The sequence below is a fragment of the Micromonospora sp. NPDC049081 genome, assembly GCF_040648835.1.
GTDB lineage: Bacteria > Actinomycetota > Actinomycetes > Mycobacteriales > Micromonosporaceae > Micromonospora > Micromonospora antibiotica.
In genome coordinates, this window is sequence record NZ_JBEZEK010000015.1 from 74574 (window position 1) to 90397 (window position 15824).

Here is a 15824-nt window from a genome sequence, read left to right on the forward strand (position 1 = left end):
GGTTCAGCCAATATCCTTCCGGACCGACCGACAAACTCTGAACCGCTTTCGTAACGTGATCGTCACGGAAAGGGATCAGTTCCCCGCCGTGGCGTCCGCCGCCCGCCGGTTCGCCACCCGCCGGGTACGCCGCAGCGGTCGCGGCGTCACCACCCGCTCGACCAGTGCCAGCAGCCCCTCCGCCGCCAACGCCAGCCCGGCCACCAGCACCCCACCGGCGATGATCTGCCCGCCACCGGCCGCGATGTCCAGCCCGAAGCCGGCCCGGATGATCTGGCCCAGCCCACCACCGTTGACGAACGAGGCCAGGGCCGCCGTCGCCACCACCTGCACGGCGGCCGTCCGGAACCCGGCGGCCAGATACGGCACCGCCAGCGGCAACTCCACCCGCCGCAGCACCTGCCACCCGGACAGCCCCATCCCGCGCGCCGCGTCCCGGGCCTCCGGGTCGGCCTGCCGCACCCCGGTGTACGCGTTGGCCAGCAGCGGCGGCACCGCGAACACGGCCAGCGCCACCACCACCGCCGGCCGCCCGAACCCGAGGAAGGTCAGCGGGAGGATGGTGAGCAGCGCCAGCGTCGGGATGGACAGGGTCAGGTTGGAGATCAACACGACCGCTCCGCCGCCGCGCCCCGAGTGCCCCAGCCAGAGACCGACCGGCCAGGCCACCAGGCAGCCCAGCAGCACCGCCGCGACGGACATGCTCAGGTGCTCCCCGACCCGGTCCAGCACCCCACCGGGGTTGGTCCAGTTGAGCGGGTCGTTGAGCCAGACCACCGCCTGCTGCACCGGATTCACCGGATAGACCTTTCGTTCGTGACTGCCGGGCTCCGCTGCGCTGCACTCCTCGCGCTCACCGGGAACGGCTCCGCAGCCAGGGGGTGAGCAGACGGCCCACGCCGGCCAGGATCAGGTCCAGCACCAGGGCCAGCAGGACGCAGAGCAGCGTGCCGGTCATGATCTGCGCCTTGTAGAAGTTGTTCTGGAAGCCGGCGAAGATCAACTGCCCCAGGCCACCCCGGCCGATCACCACCCCGACGGTGACCAACGCGACGGTGGAGACGGTGGCGAGGCGTACCCCGGTGAGGATGCCGGGCAGGGCCAACGGCAGGTCGATGCGGAACAGCCGGGCCCACCGGCCGTACCCCATGCCCTCGGCGGCGTCGCGCACCTCCGGGGGCACCTGGTTCAGCCCGGCCACCGCGTTGCGGACGATCACCAGCAGCGCGTACAGCACCACCACCGTCAGCACGGTCACCGCGCCGATGCCCAGATAGGGGGCGATGAACGCGAACAGGGCCAGGGAGGGGATCGTGTACAGCACGCCGGTCAATGCGAGAATCGGCCCGGCGAGACGGCGGTACCAGTAGGCCACCACCGCCAGCGGCAGGGCCACCAGCGCGGCGAGCAGCACGGCCCGGCCGGTCAGCGAGGCGTGCTCGCGCAGCGCGGCGAGAATGGTGTCAGAGTTGTCCCGCACGTACTGCCAGGAGAACCACGGATTACCCGGCTCGGCCCGGTAACTCAGGTGGAAGGACACACGTGGACGTTACCCCCGGGGGCACCGGCGACGCAGGACACATTGCCGCCTCGATCACGCTCGACGGCATCCGCAAGCGGTACCCCGACGGCACCGACGCCGTCCGCGAGCTGAGCCTGGAGGTGCCGGCCGGCGAACTGGTGGTGCTGATCGGCCCGTCCGGCTGCGGCAAGTCGACGGTGCTGCGGATGATCAACCGGCTGATCGAGCCGACCGGCGGCCGGATCATGCTCGGCGACGAGGACATCACCCGCGTCGACCCGGTGAAGCTACGGCGGCGGATCGGCTACGTCATCCAGAACGTGGGGTTGTTCCCGCACCAGACGGTGACCACCAACGTCGGCACCGTACCCCGGCTGCTCGGCTGGTCGAAGGAGCGGATCCGGCAGCGCAGTGGCGAGCTGCTGGAGCTGGTCGGGTTGGACCCGGCCCAGTTCGGACGCCGCTACCCGCACGAGCTGTCCGGCGGGCAGCGGCAACGGGTCGGGGTGGCCCGCGCGTTGGCCGCCGACCCGGTGGTGCTGCTGATGGACGAGCCGTTCTCCGCCGTCGACCCGATCGTGCGGACCCGGTTGCAGGAGGAGTTCCTCCGGCTCCAGGCCGAGGTCCGCAAGACCATCGTGCTGGTCACCCACGACCTCGACGAGGCAGTCCGGCTGGGCGACCGGATCGCGGTGCTGTCCGAGGGCGGCCGGCTGGAGCAGTACGACACCCCGGCGGCCCTGCTCGGCACGCCCGCCTCGCCGTTCGTCCGGGACTTCGTCGGCGCGGACCGGGGCATCCGCCGGCTCGCGGTCACCCCGGTCACCCGGGAGGTGCTCGACGGGGAGGCCACCGACACCGCCCTGCCGGAGCTGCCGCTTGGCCGCTCGGCGTACGACGCCCTGGCCGCGATGCTCACCGCCGGCACCGACGCGGTCCTGGTCACCGCCGACGGCCGGCCGGCCGGCACGCTCAGCCGCGCCCGGGTCCTCGATCTGGGGCAGCCCGGCAGCTAGCCGGCGTGGAAGTGCCACCCGGACCGGTCCAGCGGGTCGTTGCGGGGCGGGCCGGCCGCCTGCGGGTCAGGCCCGGCCGCCCAGGCTGGCCAGTCCGATGATCCAGCCGGCGAAGAAGCCGTAGCCGGCACCGGTGCCGGTGGTCTCGAACGCGGCCTGCAGCGGTCCGTCCGTGGTGAGTAGCGCCGCCACCAGGGTCGCCGCCGCCCCGGCCAGGGTGTACGCGGCCCAGCCGGAGAAGAACTGGCTGGCCGAACCCGGCACCCGGGCCACCTGGCCGGTCGGCAGCAGGTAGAGCAGCGCGGCGGCGAACACCAGCAGCAGGATGGCCCGCAGGTCGGTGGCGAGCACCCCGTGCGCCGGGTCCGCCGACTCGACCCGCCAGGCCGGCCAGGCGAGCAGCCGCAGATACCAGCCACCGGCGGAGTTCGGGTCGGTGTGCGCCTCGGCCCAGCTCACATACCACGGGCTGCCGCAGACGCCGACGAGGATCAGCGCGGCGAGGGTGCCGGTGCCGGCGGCGGTGCCGTACCCGCGCACGGTGCGGGGACGTTGGGTGAGGGCCATGCGGCGGGAAGTGCCCGACCCGCCCCGACCGGCAAACCTCTCCCGCCAGCCGGCGACGCGACCGCTCAGTGCTTCATCAGGTAGTCGATGAACGCGGCCCGCAGCAGCGGCGCGGACTCCTCGTAGCCGTGCCCGGTCAGCTCCCGCCACAGCGCCGCCGCCTCGTCGATGGTCGGCCCGACCGAGTTGGGCGCCCCGTCGAGCGCGGCGGCCTCGTCGGCGTTCGGCAGGTGCCGCAGCACCGACCAGAAGAAGCCGACGTCCCGCCGCTCCCGGGCCCGCGCGAAGGCCCGCTCCCGCAACTCCTCCGTGGAGAGGGCGTCGAGCTGGTCGAAGGTGTGGCCGGTGCCGGCGGAAGGAGTCTCGGTCATGCCCGCGAGCCTAACCGGCGAGATCCTTCCCGGCCCGTCGTCCACGCCCGCCCGTACCGTCGCCACCGGTCCGGGCCCCGCTGGGATGGTCACCGCCCGATCGGGGTCACCGTTCGTCGGCGTCCCAGCGCGGCGGGCCGCTCTGCCACCGGGGGGCCTCCCAGGGGTCGGGCGGGGTGTCGGCGTCGGTCGTCCGCTCCGGCAGCGCCGGGGTCCAGTTGCGCGCCTCGCCGGCCGGGGGCATCGACCACCCCGAGCTGATCGCCCCGTCCCGCACCGGCGGCAGTTCCACCGGCTCACCCCGGGCCGTCCGGGGTCGGCCCCACGTCTCGACCATCCGGGTGACCACCAGTCCACCGGCGAGCGCCACCCCACCGACGGCCCACCGGTCGGTCGGAGCGCCGGTCCCGGTCGCCCAGGCCAGATAGGTCACCACCAGGGCGACCGCGAGGAGGGCACCGAAGATCCCGCCCCGCCGGCCGTACGCGCTGGCACCGCCGAGCATGGACACGCCCACCGCGAGCACCGTCCAGTCCAGCCCCGACCCCGGCGTCACCGGGCCGGTCGCGTTGGCGGCGACGAGCACCCCGGCGAGCGTGGCGAGCACGGTGGAGGCGGTCAGCGCGGCGGCGGTCACCAGGGCGGCCGCCATCCCGCGACGCAGGGCCGGATCGGCCACCGGCCGGAACCGGCCGACCAGCCGACGTACCGCCCGGATCGCGCCGAACGCTCCGAGCAGGACGGCCACCGCGGCGAAGCCGGCGAACAGGTAGTAGGCGTTGCGCCGGGGGTCGTAGTCGGCCTGCACCGCCACCGGCAGGGTCCACCGCTCGATCCACACGATCATCCCGGCGGCGGCCGCGAGGCTCGCCGCCCAGCCGGGCACGTGCAGCACCACCACCGCCCAGGCCAGGGCCAGCCCACCCAGCGCGGCGGCGACCAGGGCCGGCACGACCGCCGTGGACACCCCCCGGTCGCCCTGCTCGGCGAAGTGCAGCGCGGCGGCCAGCGCGACCGGGCCGATCGCCAGGTTCACCGCTGCGGTACGCAGGCTCAGCCCGGCGGCGACGACGAGCAGACCCAACGCGACCGCGTCGACCAGCAACCGGCGCAGGCCCGCCCCGCGCAACGCGTCGGGGTTCTCCCGCCAGAGCAGGTAGGCCAACGCGACGAGGGCGAGCAGCAGCACCAGTTCCCAGACCACGTGCACGCCCAGCCGGTCGCGGCCGGGCTCCCCGTGCGTCGGGTCGTCGAAGACGGTGTCCAGTGCGGTCACGGGCACCTCTGCCGACGCCGCCCGGCCCGGTTCGTCGTACACCATGCGGTGCGCCTCCCAGGTGACCGGCCGTCCCCGGTGACGGCTGACTGTTCTCCGGTCGCCAGGCACCGTACCCGCGCGCAGGGCCGGGCGTAACCCCTCGGTCAGCGGCCGGATCGGTCCTGCCGGTCGTCGGCGTCGTCGTCGGACTCGGGGACCCGGCAGGAGCGTTCGAGCCAGAGCGCGGCGGCGACCAGTGCCAGGGAGGCGAGCGCGCCGGCCCCGGCGGCCGGCCGGTCCTCGATCGCCGCGTTGGTCGGCTCGACGAAGAGCCAACCGGTCAGCCCGACGTAGAAGCCGAGGAAGATCGCCCCGGCCAGCGCGGACGCCTTGGCCAGCACCACGAACCGGGCCACCAGCAGCGGGTTGACCGGTTCCCGGCCGGGCTTGCGCTCGATGCGGCCCCGGGTGTTGACCGCCGCGTACGCCTCCAGCACCGCCAGCGCGGCCAGGGTGACCACCGGCAGCCAGGGCAACCGGGGGATCCCGCTGTAGTAGAAGCTGCTGATCAGCAGCCAGGCCAGGGCCGCGGCGGCGAGCGCGGCGACCACCAGGGTCGAGAACCGGGTGGGGCCCATCCTCGACCCGTCGGGTTCCTGGTCACGGGGCGGTCGGGGCGCTGTCATGCCGGCCGGCTCCACTGGTTCATAAGTCCGACTCTAACGTCAGATCGGGGCGCGGGTTCAGTTCCAGGGCGTCACCGGCGACCGGTTCGGCGTTGAGCAGGTCGGTGAGCCAGCCGTGGCCGGCCAGTCGCCCGTGCGGGTCGATGTCGATCCACGGTCGGAGCACGAAGGCACGCTGGTGGGCGCGGGGGTGCGGCAGGGTCAGCTCCGGGTCGTCGCTGAGCACCGGCTGGCCGCTGTCGTCCCAGACGGCGACGACGTCCACGTCGAGGGTGCGCGGGCCGAACCGGCGGGCCGGGTCGCGGACCCGACCGGCGGCCCGTTCGGCGGCCTGCGCGCGGGCCAACCAGTCGCCCGGGGCCGCCGCCGGGTCGGCGACCATCACCGCCGCGTTGAGGTACGCCGGCTGGTCGGCGTCCCCCCAGGGGGGCGTCTCGTAGACGCCGGAGAGCACCAGCACCGTGTCACCGAGGCGGTGCACCGCGGTCCGCAGGTGGCCGAGCCGGTCGCCCAGGTTGCTGCCGATCGACAGCACCGCCCGGGTCACCGGGTACGCCGCAGGGTGACCGACACGTCGGCGAAGGGGTGCGGGATCGGGGCCTCGGGTTTGTGGACGGTGACGGTGGCGGCGGTGACCAACGGTTCGGCGAGGCAGACCGCGAGCAGCCGGTCGGCGAGCGTCTCGATCAGGTTGACCGGCTCGCCGGTGAGCACCGCGACCAGCCGCTGCGCCAGCTCGCCGTAGTGGACGGTGTCGGTCACCTCGTCGGAGCGGGCGGCCGGGGCGAGGTCGAGTTCGAGGACGGCGTCGACCACGAACTCCTGCCCCTGGGCGCGTTCGAAGTCGTACACGCCGTGTCGGCCCCGGGCCCGCAGGCCGGTCAGGGCGATCCGGTCGGTCATCGTCGTCCTCCCTCTGCCCGGCCGGCGTGGGCCGGGTCCTTCGCGATGGGGGTGGTGGCGAGCCGGGGGTGGCCGGTGGCCGACCAGACGGCGAGCGCGTCGACGGTGCCCAGGACGTCGTGCACGCGGACCCCCCAGGCGCCGGCGGCCACGGCGAGCACGCTGGTGGCGACGGTGGCGGCGGCCCGGCCGTCGGTGTCGCGGGGGGTGCCGTCGGGTGCGGCGAGCAGCCGCCCCAGGTAGGACTTGCGGCTGGCCCCGAAGAGCAGGGGGAGGCCGAGTTCGAGCAGTTCCGGCAGGCGGGCGCTGAGTTCCCAGTTGTGCGCGGCGGTCTTGGCGAAGCCGAGCCCGGGATCGATCACGAGCCGGTCGGCGGCCACCCCGGCGGCCAGCGCGTCGTCGACCCGCTGGGCCAGCTCGACCCGGACGTCGGCGACCACGTCGGTGTACGCGGCCAGTCCGGCCATTCCGCGCGAGTGTCCCCGCCAGTGCATCAGCACCCAGGGGCAGCCGGCGTCGCGGACCACCCGGGCCATGTCGGGGTCGGCCAGTCCGCCGGAGACGTCGTTGACCACGGCGGCACCGGCGGCGACGGCCGCCTCGGCCACCGGCGCCCGGGTGGTGTCGATGCTGACCGGCACGCCGGCGGCGGCGAGTTCCCGGATCACCGGCAGCACCCGGGCCGCCTCGGTCCGTGGGTCGACCCGGTCGGCGCCCGGTCGGGTGGATTCGCCACCGACGTCGACCAGGTGCGCACCCTCGTCGCGCAGTCGCACCCCGTGTGCGACGGCGGCGTCGAGATCCGCGTACCGGCCGCCGTCGGAGAAGGAGTCGGGCGTGACGTTGAGGACGCCCATCACCACCGGGGCCTGCGCCCGTACCAGATCGGTCACGACTAGACGGTACCGGTCGCGCCGGGGCGTCCCGGGAACCCCCACCGGCCCTCTCCACGGCCGGGCTGACGTGCCGATTAGAACAGGTGTACTATCGGTCTTCCGGGCCGAATCGGGTCGACTCTTCGCGGCTTGTCGCAAAGGGGGGCGGCCCGTACGCTGTGGAATTGCCCAGCATCAAGAGATGGCGAAGCCTGGAGGGAGGGCCGAAGCGGGAAAATCCCCCCAAATCTCGCCACTCTCCGTGGTGGGAGACCCGCACCGCGTCAACGACGCCGTGCACAGTGAGCACATTCCCGCCAGGCTTGCCTACTGCACCACCGCGGCGCCGTCGGCCGCGTTATGGGGAGGTTCCAGTGATCGCCTTCGAGCTGATGGAGACGACGTCGTCCGGCGTCGCGCAGGTGCTGCACACCCTGGCGACGGCGCCACTCGCCGAACCAGCCCCCAAGGGCATCGACACCAACGGTGTCGTCACCTTCTTCGCCAGCAAGATCGCTCCCATCCTGCTCGCGGTGCTCGGGGTCATCTTCATCGGGCGGGCCAGCCGGGGTGAGATCTCCAAGGTGCTCACCAGCTCGGCCATCGCGATCGTCGGGCTGGCCTTCATCGCCGGCGCGGCCACACTCTTCTTCATCGGTGACTATCTGATCGATCTGATCTTCGAATAGGCGCGGGCGAGACATGCGGCTGCGCACCGACGACGACATCTACCGGGCCCGCCTGGTCTACCTCGGGCCGCCCGGCTACACCCTTCCGGTCCACCTGCCCTACGCCCAGTACGGCCTGTTCATGCTGCTCGTACCCCTCTACATGTTCATCCACTGGCTGTTCACGTTGCAGGTCGAGCTGTTTCCCGCCTGGGAGATCGCGCTCGCCATCGTGAGCACCTCGTTCATCTTCCGGTACGTCGACCCGGACCGACCGGCGCGGATGGTCATCCGCACCGCGCTCACCGACTGGCGACGCACCCGGGAACCGGCCGCCGAGCTGCGGGACCCCCGCCTTGTCGGCAGCCGGATCAGGATCCGGGAGGAACTGGCATGACCGGGTGTACCCGCATCGGGCAGTCGGACCACATGGGTGAGGCGGTCGAATGAGTCGCTCTTCCACGCCGGGTTTCCCGGCCGGACGACACAGCGCCCCACACGGTAACCGTGCGCGCTCGTTCGACTACCCCCAGGAGGAGTTGCGGGACGACGAGCCGTACGACCCGGCCCTGCTCACCGGCCCGGGCAAGGTCGGCGTCTTCCAGGCACCCCGCCCAACCCCCGGCGGGGGCACCCCCCCGGTCGAGCCGGTCTCCGCCGCGCCGATGCTGGTGGGTGACGGCACCGACATCGACTCCCCCTTCCTCGACCTCTTCGGCGGCGGTCCACGCCCCGGCACCCCCCCGGCACCCGGTGGGCCGCCCCCCGGCACCGCCGCGCGACGCGGCCCCGGCCGGCAGCCCCAGCCCGCCCCGCACCGAACGGCCGCCGCGTCGACGCCACCGGCGGCGATCGAGGCGCAGGCACCTCCGGCGGCCATCGAGGCGGCCCCGCCGACCGAGCGACCGGCCCGTACCCGGGTTCCACACCAGCAGGGCGACCGGTCGGCGGTCGCCGGTGACCGGCCGACCGAACCACCGCAGCGGGCACCGCGCCGCGTCCCGGCCGAGTTGTTCCCCCGGGACACCGGCGAGCCGCTCACCGCCCGCGAAGCGGCCGAACGGGCCCGCCGGGAAGCCACCGAACGGGCCCGGGAAGCCGCCGACCGCAGCCGCCGCGAAGCCGCCGAGACCGCCCGCCGCGAAGCCGCCGAGCAGGCCCGGCGGGAAGCCGCCGAACAGGCCCGCCGGGAGAGCGCCGAAGCAGTCCGACGGGAGGCGATCGCGCAGACCCAGCGCGAAGCCGCCGAACAGGCCCGACACGAGGCCGCCGAGACGGCGCAGCGGGAAGCCGCCGAGTCGGCCCGCCGAGCGGCGGCCGACGCGGCCCGGATCGAGGCCGCCGAGCGCAGCCGGCGCGAGGCCGCCGAGTCGGCCCGGCGGGACGCCGACGAACAGGCCCGAAGGACCGCAGCGCTGACGGCTCGGCCCCGCCCCACCCCGGTGGAGTCCCCGCCGACGGCCTGGCCCGACCACGTCGAGCCGGCCTGGCCGGAGACCACCGACCCGGCCTGGCCGGAGCCGGCCGAACCGGTCCGCGTCGAGTCCGTGACCGCGCCGGCCGGCGCGCTGACCGCCGAACCGACCCGGCGTGCACTCGTCGAGTCCGACCCCACCGAACCCGGCCCCCGCGAACTGGCCCCGCCGAGGCAACGTGCGGCGAGCCGCCGGACCGAGGCGACCAAGCCCGTCCGGGTACGCCCCCCGAAGATCAAGTTCGGTGACCGGGACCCCTCGATCGACCTGGCGATCACCGAGATCGCCGGGCACCTGACCTTCACCCCCAACACGGTCACCGCCTGGTACTGGCTCCCCGAGGTCCGATGGGCGTTCCGCCCGGACGCCGAACGCGAGGCGCTGCTCTCCGCGATCTCCGAGCAGTACGCCGGCCTGGCCGGTTTCCGGCTGCACCTGCGCCGCACCACCCGGCCGTTCCCCGCCGACGAGTGGGCCCGCACCATCGACGCGCACACCGCGTCACCGCTGCCCGACGTCCCCGGCACGCCCGGCTGGGCCGACCACCTGGTCGCCGCCCAGCAGCACCTGATGTCGGTCAACCACGCCGAGGGGCAGACCTACCTGGGGGTCACCTTCGCCCGTCGCTCGCTCGGCGACTCCCTCACCGAACGGCTGCTGCGGGCCTTCGGCAAGGGCACCGCCGACGGTGAACGTCGCAAGCTGGGCCGCACCGTCGAGCAGTTCGACGAGGTGCTGGGCAGCTTCGGCATGCGGGGCCGGCGGGTCACCGCACAGGAGCTGGAATGGTTGCTCTACCGCTCCGTAGCGCTGTGCATGGCCCCGCCCGGCACGCTCTCCCCGGTGACCAACGGCCGGTGGGAACGCGGTGACCTGCTCGCCCTCACCGAACAGGTCGAGCGGTACCGCACCCCGTACGGCACCACGGTCAAGTTGGTCAACCGGATGACCGGCGAGGAACGGCACGTCGCCGTGCTCGCGGTCGGCCGGATGGAGCCGTTGGAGATCCCCGAACGGCACGAGCCGTGGCTGCACTTCCACGAACGGCTGCCCTGGCCGATGGAGATCTCCACCCGGGTCGACATCCTCGGCTCCGGCGACTCCTTCCGTAACCTCGAACACCGGCTGCGGATGATCCGCTCGCAGCAGCTCGACTACGCCGAACACGGCATCGACGCCCCACCCGAGCTGGAACGGCTCGCCAAGCGGGCGCTGGTGATCGGCGACGAGATGACCACCGGCCTGCCCGTCGACTCCGCCCGGGCCCACGGCTGGCACCGGATCGCCGTCGGCGGCCGCACCCGCGAGGAGTGCATGGAACGGGCCCGCCGGCTCATCCAGCTCTACTCCCGCGAGCTGCGTATCTCCCTGCAGCACCCCAAGAACCAGGACTGGCTGGCCCGGGAGTTCATCCCCGGCGAGCCGATCGCCAACACCGGCTACGTCCGTCGGATGCCGGTGCCGCTGCTGGCCGCCGCGCTCCCCCAGGCGGCGTCCACCGTCGGTGACCGGCGGGGCGACCTGATCGGTCGTACCGCCGGGACCTGCCGCCGGCCGGTCTTCCTCGACCTGCACTTCCCGATGGAGGTACGCGAGCGCTCCGGCCTCGCCGTCTTCGTCGCCGAACCCGGTGGTGGCAAGTCGACGCTGCTCGGCGCGCTCGGCTACCTGGCAGCCCGGCGGGGGGTCCAGGTCACCCTGCTCGACCCGTCCGGCCCGTTGGCCCGGCTCTGCGCCATGCCCGAACTCAAGCCGTACGCCCGGGTGCTCAACCTGACCGGTTCGGAGCCGGGGACGCTGGCGCCGTACGCGCTCATCCCCACCCCGCTGCGCACCGAGTTCACCTCCGGTGCGGCGGGCGACCGGGAGTTCGAGATCGCCATCTCCAACGCCCGGGCCGAACGGCGCATGCTGGTGCAGGACATCTGCATGATGCTGGTGCCGCCGCAGGTGGCCCGGGAGGCGTCCACCGCCACCCTGTTCCGGCACGCGGTACGCCAGGTGCCCGCCGAGGAGACCTCCACCCTGGACGACGTGGTCACCTGCCTGCAGGGGCTCGACGACGACGCCGGCCGGGAACTGGCCCACCTGCTGCTCGACACCGCCGAGATGCCGCTGGCCATGCTCTTCTTCGGCCGCCCGCCGGAGGGGCTGCTCGGTGCCGACGCGGCGCTCACCGTGATCACCATGGCCGGTCTCCGACTGCCCGACCTCAAGATCGAACGCGAGTACTGGTCGGCCGAGGAGGCGCTGGCGCTGCCGATGCTGCACACCGCGCACCGTCTCGCCGTACGCCGCTGCTACGGCGGGTCGATGTCCTCCCGCAAGCTCGTCGGCCTGGACGAGGCGCACTTCATGGAGGGCTGGCGCTCCGGCCGGTCCTTCCTGGTCCGCCTCGCCCGCGACTCCCGCAAGTGGAACCTCGCCGCCCTGGTCGCCTCACAGAACCCCAAGGACATCCTCGGCCTCGACGTCCAGAACCTCGTCTCCACCGTCTTCGTCGGCCGGATCGCCGAGGACACCGAGATCGCCTCCGAGGCGCTCCGGCTGCTCCGGGTCCCGGTCGACGACGGCTACGAAGCCACCCTGGCCTCCCTGTCCGCCGTCGACACCACCTCCGCGACCCGGCTCGGCTTCCGCGAGTTCGTCATGCGGGACGTCGACGGCCGGGTGCAGAAGGTCCGGGTGGACGTGTCGTACGTCGAGGGGCTGCTGGACCACCTCGACACCACCCCCGCCGCAGCCGCTCAGGCCGCCGGGATACTACCGACCGTCCTGGCTGATCTGGAGGCGTGACAATGGCGAGGACCCGGGCACGGATCACGGCGCTCCTCCTCGCACTCGGCGTACTCGCCGGTGCCACGATCGCCTGGCCGGTGATCGGGGCCACACCGGCGTACGCCGCGACATCCGTGACGGCACAGGCTGCAGCGGATCTCTGCACCACCAAAGAGTGGCAGGCCGACTTCCGCGCCTGCGTGAAGAAACTGAAGCAGGTCAGCGAAACCGAGGTGGACTGCCGCAAGCCACCGGTTCCCTCAGCCCCCGACTCCGGGCTGGCCGGCTGGTTCGCCTCCCGGCCCGACGCGTCGAAGCTCCCCGGGCCGAAGGGCCTCTACAGCGACTACGGCTACGGCGGCTACAGCTTCAACACGTACGACGTCGATGGTGGCTGCGCCTCCACCGTCCTGCATCCGGACTACAAGTTCACCACGACCGTCGCCAACGGCGAACTGATGATGGCCACTGCGGTGGTTGGTGCCTCGAACGCGCTCCGGGAGCGCGCCTGGGATCCACGGTCGATGTGGAACTGGGCGGACCCACTGGTGGAGAAAGCGACCAAGGCCGTCTACCAGAAGGTGTTCAGCGTCTTCGGTATCGTGACGCTCTGCGTGGTGGGCCTCTACCTGCTCTGGCGTTCCCGTCAGTCAGACATGAGCAACGCGATGACCACCGCTGGCTGGGCCCTGCTGGTGATGGTCGCGGTGACCGCGCTGGCGGCCTGGCCGGTGAAGTCCGCCAACATAGCTGACGGCACCCTCATCACCTCCCTCGGCGTCGTACACGACGCCGTCGGACCTGCGACCCGTGACATTCCACCGGACCGATGCGTCCTACCGAACCCGGATGCATGCGTGGACAAACGGCCTCCTGCCGTCCGTGCCAGCGACACCGCCACCGAATCGATGTTGTACCGCAACTGGCTACGTGGGGTCCTCGGTTCGGCGGACAGTGAGACCGCGCAGAAGTACGGGGCGGCCCTCTACGACGCCAAGTCGCTCTCCTGGGAGGAGGCGGAAAAGCTCCGGCAGAACCCCGCCACCCGTGAGGCCACCATCAAGGCCAAGCAGCAGCAGTGGATGACGGTCGCCGAGCAGATCAAGGCCGAGGATCCCGAGGCGTACGAGTATCTCCAGGGTAGCCGGGACATGGACCGGATCGGTTCCGGGTTCATCGCGGTGCTCGCCTCTCTGCTCTTCGCCATGTTCGACCTCACCGCCTCCTTGCTGGTACTGCTCGGATTCATGATCTTCCGGTGGGCGGTCATCGCCGCGCCGATCCTGGGCACGATCGGCCTACTCCGTCCGGCCAGCGCCGGGTTGCGGCGACTCGCAAATGCCGTCGTCGCCGCCGTCTTCAACATCGCCATCTTCGGCACCGGGGCGGCGATCTACCTGTTCGCCGTCGACCTGATCATGAGCACCCCCACCCTGCCGGGCTGGCTTCAGGTGGTGCTGGTCTGGCTCTGTGGTGTGGTCGGTTGGTTGTTGCTCCGGCCCTACCGGAGGATCACCCAGCTCGGCGGCAAGGACAGTAGTGAGGCGGTCGGCTCGGCCGGGTCGTGGCACCGCCGGTTCTTCCGGGACATGAGCGTCGCCGCCCGCCTCGACGTGGCCGAGCCGGGAGGTACGGCCGAGCCGAAGCTCACCCGGCGGCGCGGGGCCGCGCTGGAACCGGTCACCCTGCGTCCTGAGGCCAGACGCGAGGACCCCAGCCACTCCACGGTCAGCACGCCGGCGCAGCGGGAACGCCCGGATGGACGCGAGCGCGCCGACGAGACCGAGGCGAAGCCACCGTCGCGGGAGACCAGCCGGCCGACGGCCGCACCCCGCCCCCGGCGCCGCACCCCGGCGAGCTGGACCGAGCCGGACGTACCGGAGGAGGCCCCGTCCTTCGTGGTCTACCGACCCGACTCGGCCGCACCCGCAACGACACCCGCGAAGCCCAGCCCCCGTATACGCTCCGAGGCCAGGTGACGCGATGCGGCGAGCAGTCGAATTCCTCTTCACGCGACTCATCCGGTCGCGGCTCGGCATCGCACTCGTGATCGCCGTGCTGGTGCTCGGGGTGATCGGCACGGCCCGCCTGGTAGCCGGTCCCGATGACCTCAGAGCGGGACTCAGCAGCCGCCCACGGGAACCCATCACCACCGTCGATCCGGAAGAGGGTGACGACGGGGTCATCGCCACGCCGTCCCCGGAGTCACCGCGTACCCGACCCGGTGAGTTGACCCCCGAGCAGACGGCCACCCGGTTCACCACTGCCTGGCTGGGCGGGTCCACCACCACTGCCGAGCAGTGGCAGGCGGCTCTACGGCCGATGTCGACGCCGGAACTCACCGAGAAGTTGACCGGTGCCGACCCGGCCGGGGTGCCTGCTGTCAAGATCGCCGGCGCTCCGACGCTGCGTCCCCGGACAGCGGTCTTCGCGGAGGTTCTGGTTCCCTTGGAGGGCGGACGGCTGCGGCTGGAACTGGTTGCACCCGACGGCCGTTGGTTGGTGGATGCCGTGGACTGGGAGCGGGAATGACTGCCGAGCTGTCACCGACCGGAGCCCCACGCCGCCGGGTCCGGGTAGGTGCCGTCGCCGCCGCACTGACCGGCGTTTTCGCGCTGCTCTGCTGTGGTGGCGGCAGCGCCGCGTTCTTCCTGACCAATCTCGGTGGCGACCAGGAGACCCTGGTGTCGAACGAGCAGCAGTGCGATGACGAGCACCGGGTCAGTGTCACCGGCAAGATGCCCCGGATGTCGGTGTACGGGGCCACTCAGATGCGTAATGCCGCAGTCATCATCAAGGTCGGTCAGGAGATGAAGGTTCCGCCCCGGGGCTGGGTGATCGCGGTGGCCACGGCGATGCAGGAATCGGCGTTGCGCAACCTGTCCAACAGCACTGTCGCCGGTTCCCGCGGCATTCCGAACGAGGGTGTCGGGTCTGACCACGACTCCCTCGGCCTGTTCCAGCAGCGGGCCGGCTGGGGCAGCGTCACGCAACGCATGAGTCCCGACTACGCGGCCCGCAAGTTCTACGAGAAGCTGCTGAAGCTCGACGGTTGGGAGCGGATGCCCCTGACCCGGGCCGCGCAGAAGGTGCAGATCAGCGCCTACCCCGACGCGTACGCAAAGCACGAGGACGTCGCCAGTCAGATCGTCAACGCGCTGGCAGGTGGTGCCGCCCGGACGGTCCAGATCGCCGACCGGCCGGTGTGTGACCGGGCCTCCGCGCGGACCATCGCCGCTTCCGGATGGACCGCACCGATCGAGGGCGGGGTCGGCTCCGGCTTCCGTACCGCGAGTCGACCGCGACACAACGGCGTAGACATCGGCGCACGCAAGCGAACCGAGATCCATGCCGCTGCCACCGGCCGGGTGCTCGTTGCCCGCTGCGATCCGGACCACGATGGCAATCTCAGCTGTAATGTCGACGGCTTCCCCGGAAAGGGGGGGTGTGGCTGGTTCGTCGACATCCTGCACGCCGGTGGCTTCGTCAGCCGCTACTGCCACATGATCGAAAAGCCGCGGGTGACCCCAGGGCAGCTCGTCAAGGCCGGTGAGGTGATCGGCCTGGTGGGTAGCAGTGGCAACTCCTCCGGCCCACACCTGCACTTCGAGGTGCACGTCGACAGTGACCGCAGCTTCGCCGGTGGGATCAACCCGGTGCCGTTCATGCGGCAACGTGGTGCACCGCTGAACGGCTCGGCATGAG

At 72.3% G+C, this 15824-nt stretch carries 16 protein-coding genes; 7 read left to right on the forward strand and 9 right to left on the reverse strand.

Annotation, left to right across the window (positions count from 1 at the left end):
- Positions 1-75: 75 nt before the first annotated feature.
- Together AB0B63_RS21405 and AB0B63_RS21410 are read right to left on the reverse strand one after the other, a co-directional pair.
- The gene (locus AB0B63_RS21405; protein WP_208567752.1) at positions 76-798 is read right to left on the reverse strand and encodes an ABC transporter permease subunit; all 723 of its coding nucleotides are present in this window, start codon (positions 796-798) and stop codon (positions 76-78) included.
- A gap of 55 nt (positions 799-853) precedes the next feature.
- Positions 854-1540, reverse strand: coding sequence for an ABC transporter permease (locus tag AB0B63_RS21410; RefSeq protein ID WP_357021357.1), 687 nt, complete (start codon positions 1538-1540; stop codon positions 854-856).
- A gap of 2 nt (positions 1541-1542) precedes the next feature.
- Between AB0B63_RS21410 and AB0B63_RS21415 the strand changes: the two genes are divergently transcribed.
- On the forward strand, positions 1543-2538 hold the full coding sequence (locus AB0B63_RS21415; protein WP_357021360.1) for an ATP-binding cassette domain-containing protein: 996 nt from the start codon (positions 1543-1545) through the stop codon (positions 2536-2538).
- Positions 2539-2604: 66 nt separating this feature from the next.
- On the opposite strand, the gene AB0B63_RS21420 is transcribed toward AB0B63_RS21415, so the two are convergent.
- From AB0B63_RS21420 to folP, 7 genes are all read right to left on the reverse strand, one after another.
- On the reverse strand, positions 2605-3105 hold the full coding sequence (locus AB0B63_RS21420; protein WP_357021363.1) for a hypothetical protein: 501 nt from the start codon (positions 3103-3105) through the stop codon (positions 2605-2607).
- A 65-nt stretch (positions 3106-3170) separates the two neighbouring features.
- A complete protein-coding gene (locus tag AB0B63_RS21425) occupies positions 3171-3476 on the reverse strand; it encodes a hypothetical protein (RefSeq protein WP_088643875.1) in 306 nt (101 codons plus the stop codon).
- A 106-nt stretch (positions 3477-3582) separates the two neighbouring features.
- A complete protein-coding gene (locus AB0B63_RS21430; protein ID WP_208567748.1) occupies positions 3583-4797 on the reverse strand; it encodes an ABC transporter permease in 1215 nt (404 codons plus the stop codon).
- A gap of 101 nt (positions 4798-4898) precedes the next feature.
- Positions 4899-5372: a DUF3180 domain-containing protein gene (locus tag AB0B63_RS21435; protein WP_208567925.1), complete on the reverse strand. Its 474-nt coding sequence runs from the start codon at positions 5370-5372 to the stop codon at positions 4899-4901.
- A gap of 67 nt (positions 5373-5439) precedes the next feature.
- The gene (gene folK / locus AB0B63_RS21440; protein WP_208567747.1) at positions 5440-5967 is read right to left on the reverse strand and encodes a 2-amino-4-hydroxy-6-hydroxymethyldihydropteridine diphosphokinase; all 528 of its coding nucleotides are present in this window, start codon (positions 5965-5967) and stop codon (positions 5440-5442) included.
- Positions 5964-6323 (reverse strand): dihydroneopterin aldolase, encoded by a 360-nt coding sequence (gene folB / locus AB0B63_RS21445; protein WP_208567746.1) that lies wholly within the window; start codon positions 6321-6323, stop codon positions 5964-5966. Before folB ends, folK begins: the two co-directional genes overlap by 4 nt.
- The gene (folP, locus tag AB0B63_RS21450; RefSeq protein WP_208567745.1) at positions 6320-7216 is read right to left on the reverse strand and encodes a dihydropteroate synthase; all 897 of its coding nucleotides are present in this window, start codon (positions 7214-7216) and stop codon (positions 6320-6322) included. The genes folB and folP overlap by 4 nt, the downstream gene beginning before the upstream one ends.
- Positions 7217-7572: 356 nt before the next feature.
- Between folP and AB0B63_RS21455 the strand changes: the two genes are divergently transcribed.
- The 6 genes from AB0B63_RS21455 to AB0B63_RS21480 are packed head-to-tail and all read left to right on the forward strand — an operon-like array spanning position 7573 to position 15823.
- Positions 7573-7887 (forward strand): hypothetical protein, encoded by a 315-nt coding sequence (locus AB0B63_RS21455; protein ID WP_091247662.1) that lies wholly within the window; start codon positions 7573-7575, stop codon positions 7885-7887.
- Positions 7888-7900: 13 nt separating this feature from the next.
- Positions 7901-8263 (forward strand): hypothetical protein, encoded by a 363-nt coding sequence (locus AB0B63_RS21460; protein ID WP_067302246.1) that lies wholly within the window; start codon positions 7901-7903, stop codon positions 8261-8263.
- A 49-nt stretch (positions 8264-8312) separates the two neighbouring features.
- A complete protein-coding gene (locus AB0B63_RS21465; RefSeq protein WP_357021369.1) occupies positions 8313-12137 on the forward strand; it encodes an ATP-binding protein in 3825 nt (1274 codons plus the stop codon).
- Between the two features lie 2 nt (positions 12138-12139).
- Positions 12140-14098 (forward strand): MFS transporter, encoded by a 1959-nt coding sequence (locus AB0B63_RS21470; protein WP_357021371.1) that lies wholly within the window; start codon positions 12140-12142, stop codon positions 14096-14098.
- 4 nt (positions 14099-14102) lie between these two features.
- On the forward strand, positions 14103-14651 hold the full coding sequence (locus AB0B63_RS21475; RefSeq protein ID WP_357021374.1) for a hypothetical protein: 549 nt from the start codon (positions 14103-14105) through the stop codon (positions 14649-14651).
- Positions 14648-15823, forward strand: a complete 1176-nt coding sequence (locus AB0B63_RS21480) for a M23 family metallopeptidase (RefSeq protein WP_357021376.1) — start codon at positions 14648-14650, stop codon at positions 15821-15823. Before AB0B63_RS21475 ends, AB0B63_RS21480 begins: the two co-directional genes overlap by 4 nt.
- Position 15824: the final 1 nt, after the last annotated feature.

Coding starts and splice junctions, on each gene's coding strand:
- AB0B63_RS21420 (WP_357021363.1), bottom strand. CDS start 3,105: ATGGCCCTCACCCAACGTCCCCGCACCGTGCGCGGGTACGGCACCGCC.
- AB0B63_RS21425 (WP_088643875.1), bottom strand. CDS start 3,476: ATGACCGAGACTCCTTCCGCCGGCACCGGCCACACCTTCGACCAGCTC.
- AB0B63_RS21430 (WP_208567748.1), bottom strand. CDS start 4,797: ATGGTGTACGACGAACCGGGCCGGGCGGCGTCGGCAGAGGTGCCCGTG.
- AB0B63_RS21435 (WP_208567925.1), bottom strand. CDS start 5,372: ATGGGCCCCACCCGGTTCTCGACCCTGGTGGTCGCCGCGCTCGCCGCC.
- folB (WP_208567746.1), bottom strand. CDS start 6,323: ATGACCGACCGGATCGCCCTGACCGGCCTGCGGGCCCGGGGCCGACAC.
- AB0B63_RS21460 (WP_067302246.1), top strand. CDS start 7,901: ATGCGGCTGCGCACCGACGACGACATCTACCGGGCCCGCCTGGTCTAC.
- AB0B63_RS21465 (WP_357021369.1), top strand. CDS start 8,313: ATGAGTCGCTCTTCCACGCCGGGTTTCCCGGCCGGACGACACAGCGCC.
- AB0B63_RS21470 (WP_357021371.1), top strand. CDS start 12,140: ATGGCGAGGACCCGGGCACGGATCACGGCGCTCCTCCTCGCACTCGGC.
- AB0B63_RS21475 (WP_357021374.1), top strand. CDS start 14,103: ATGCGGCGAGCAGTCGAATTCCTCTTCACGCGACTCATCCGGTCGCGG.
- AB0B63_RS21480 (WP_357021376.1), top strand. CDS start 14,648: ATGACTGCCGAGCTGTCACCGACCGGAGCCCCACGCCGCCGGGTCCGG.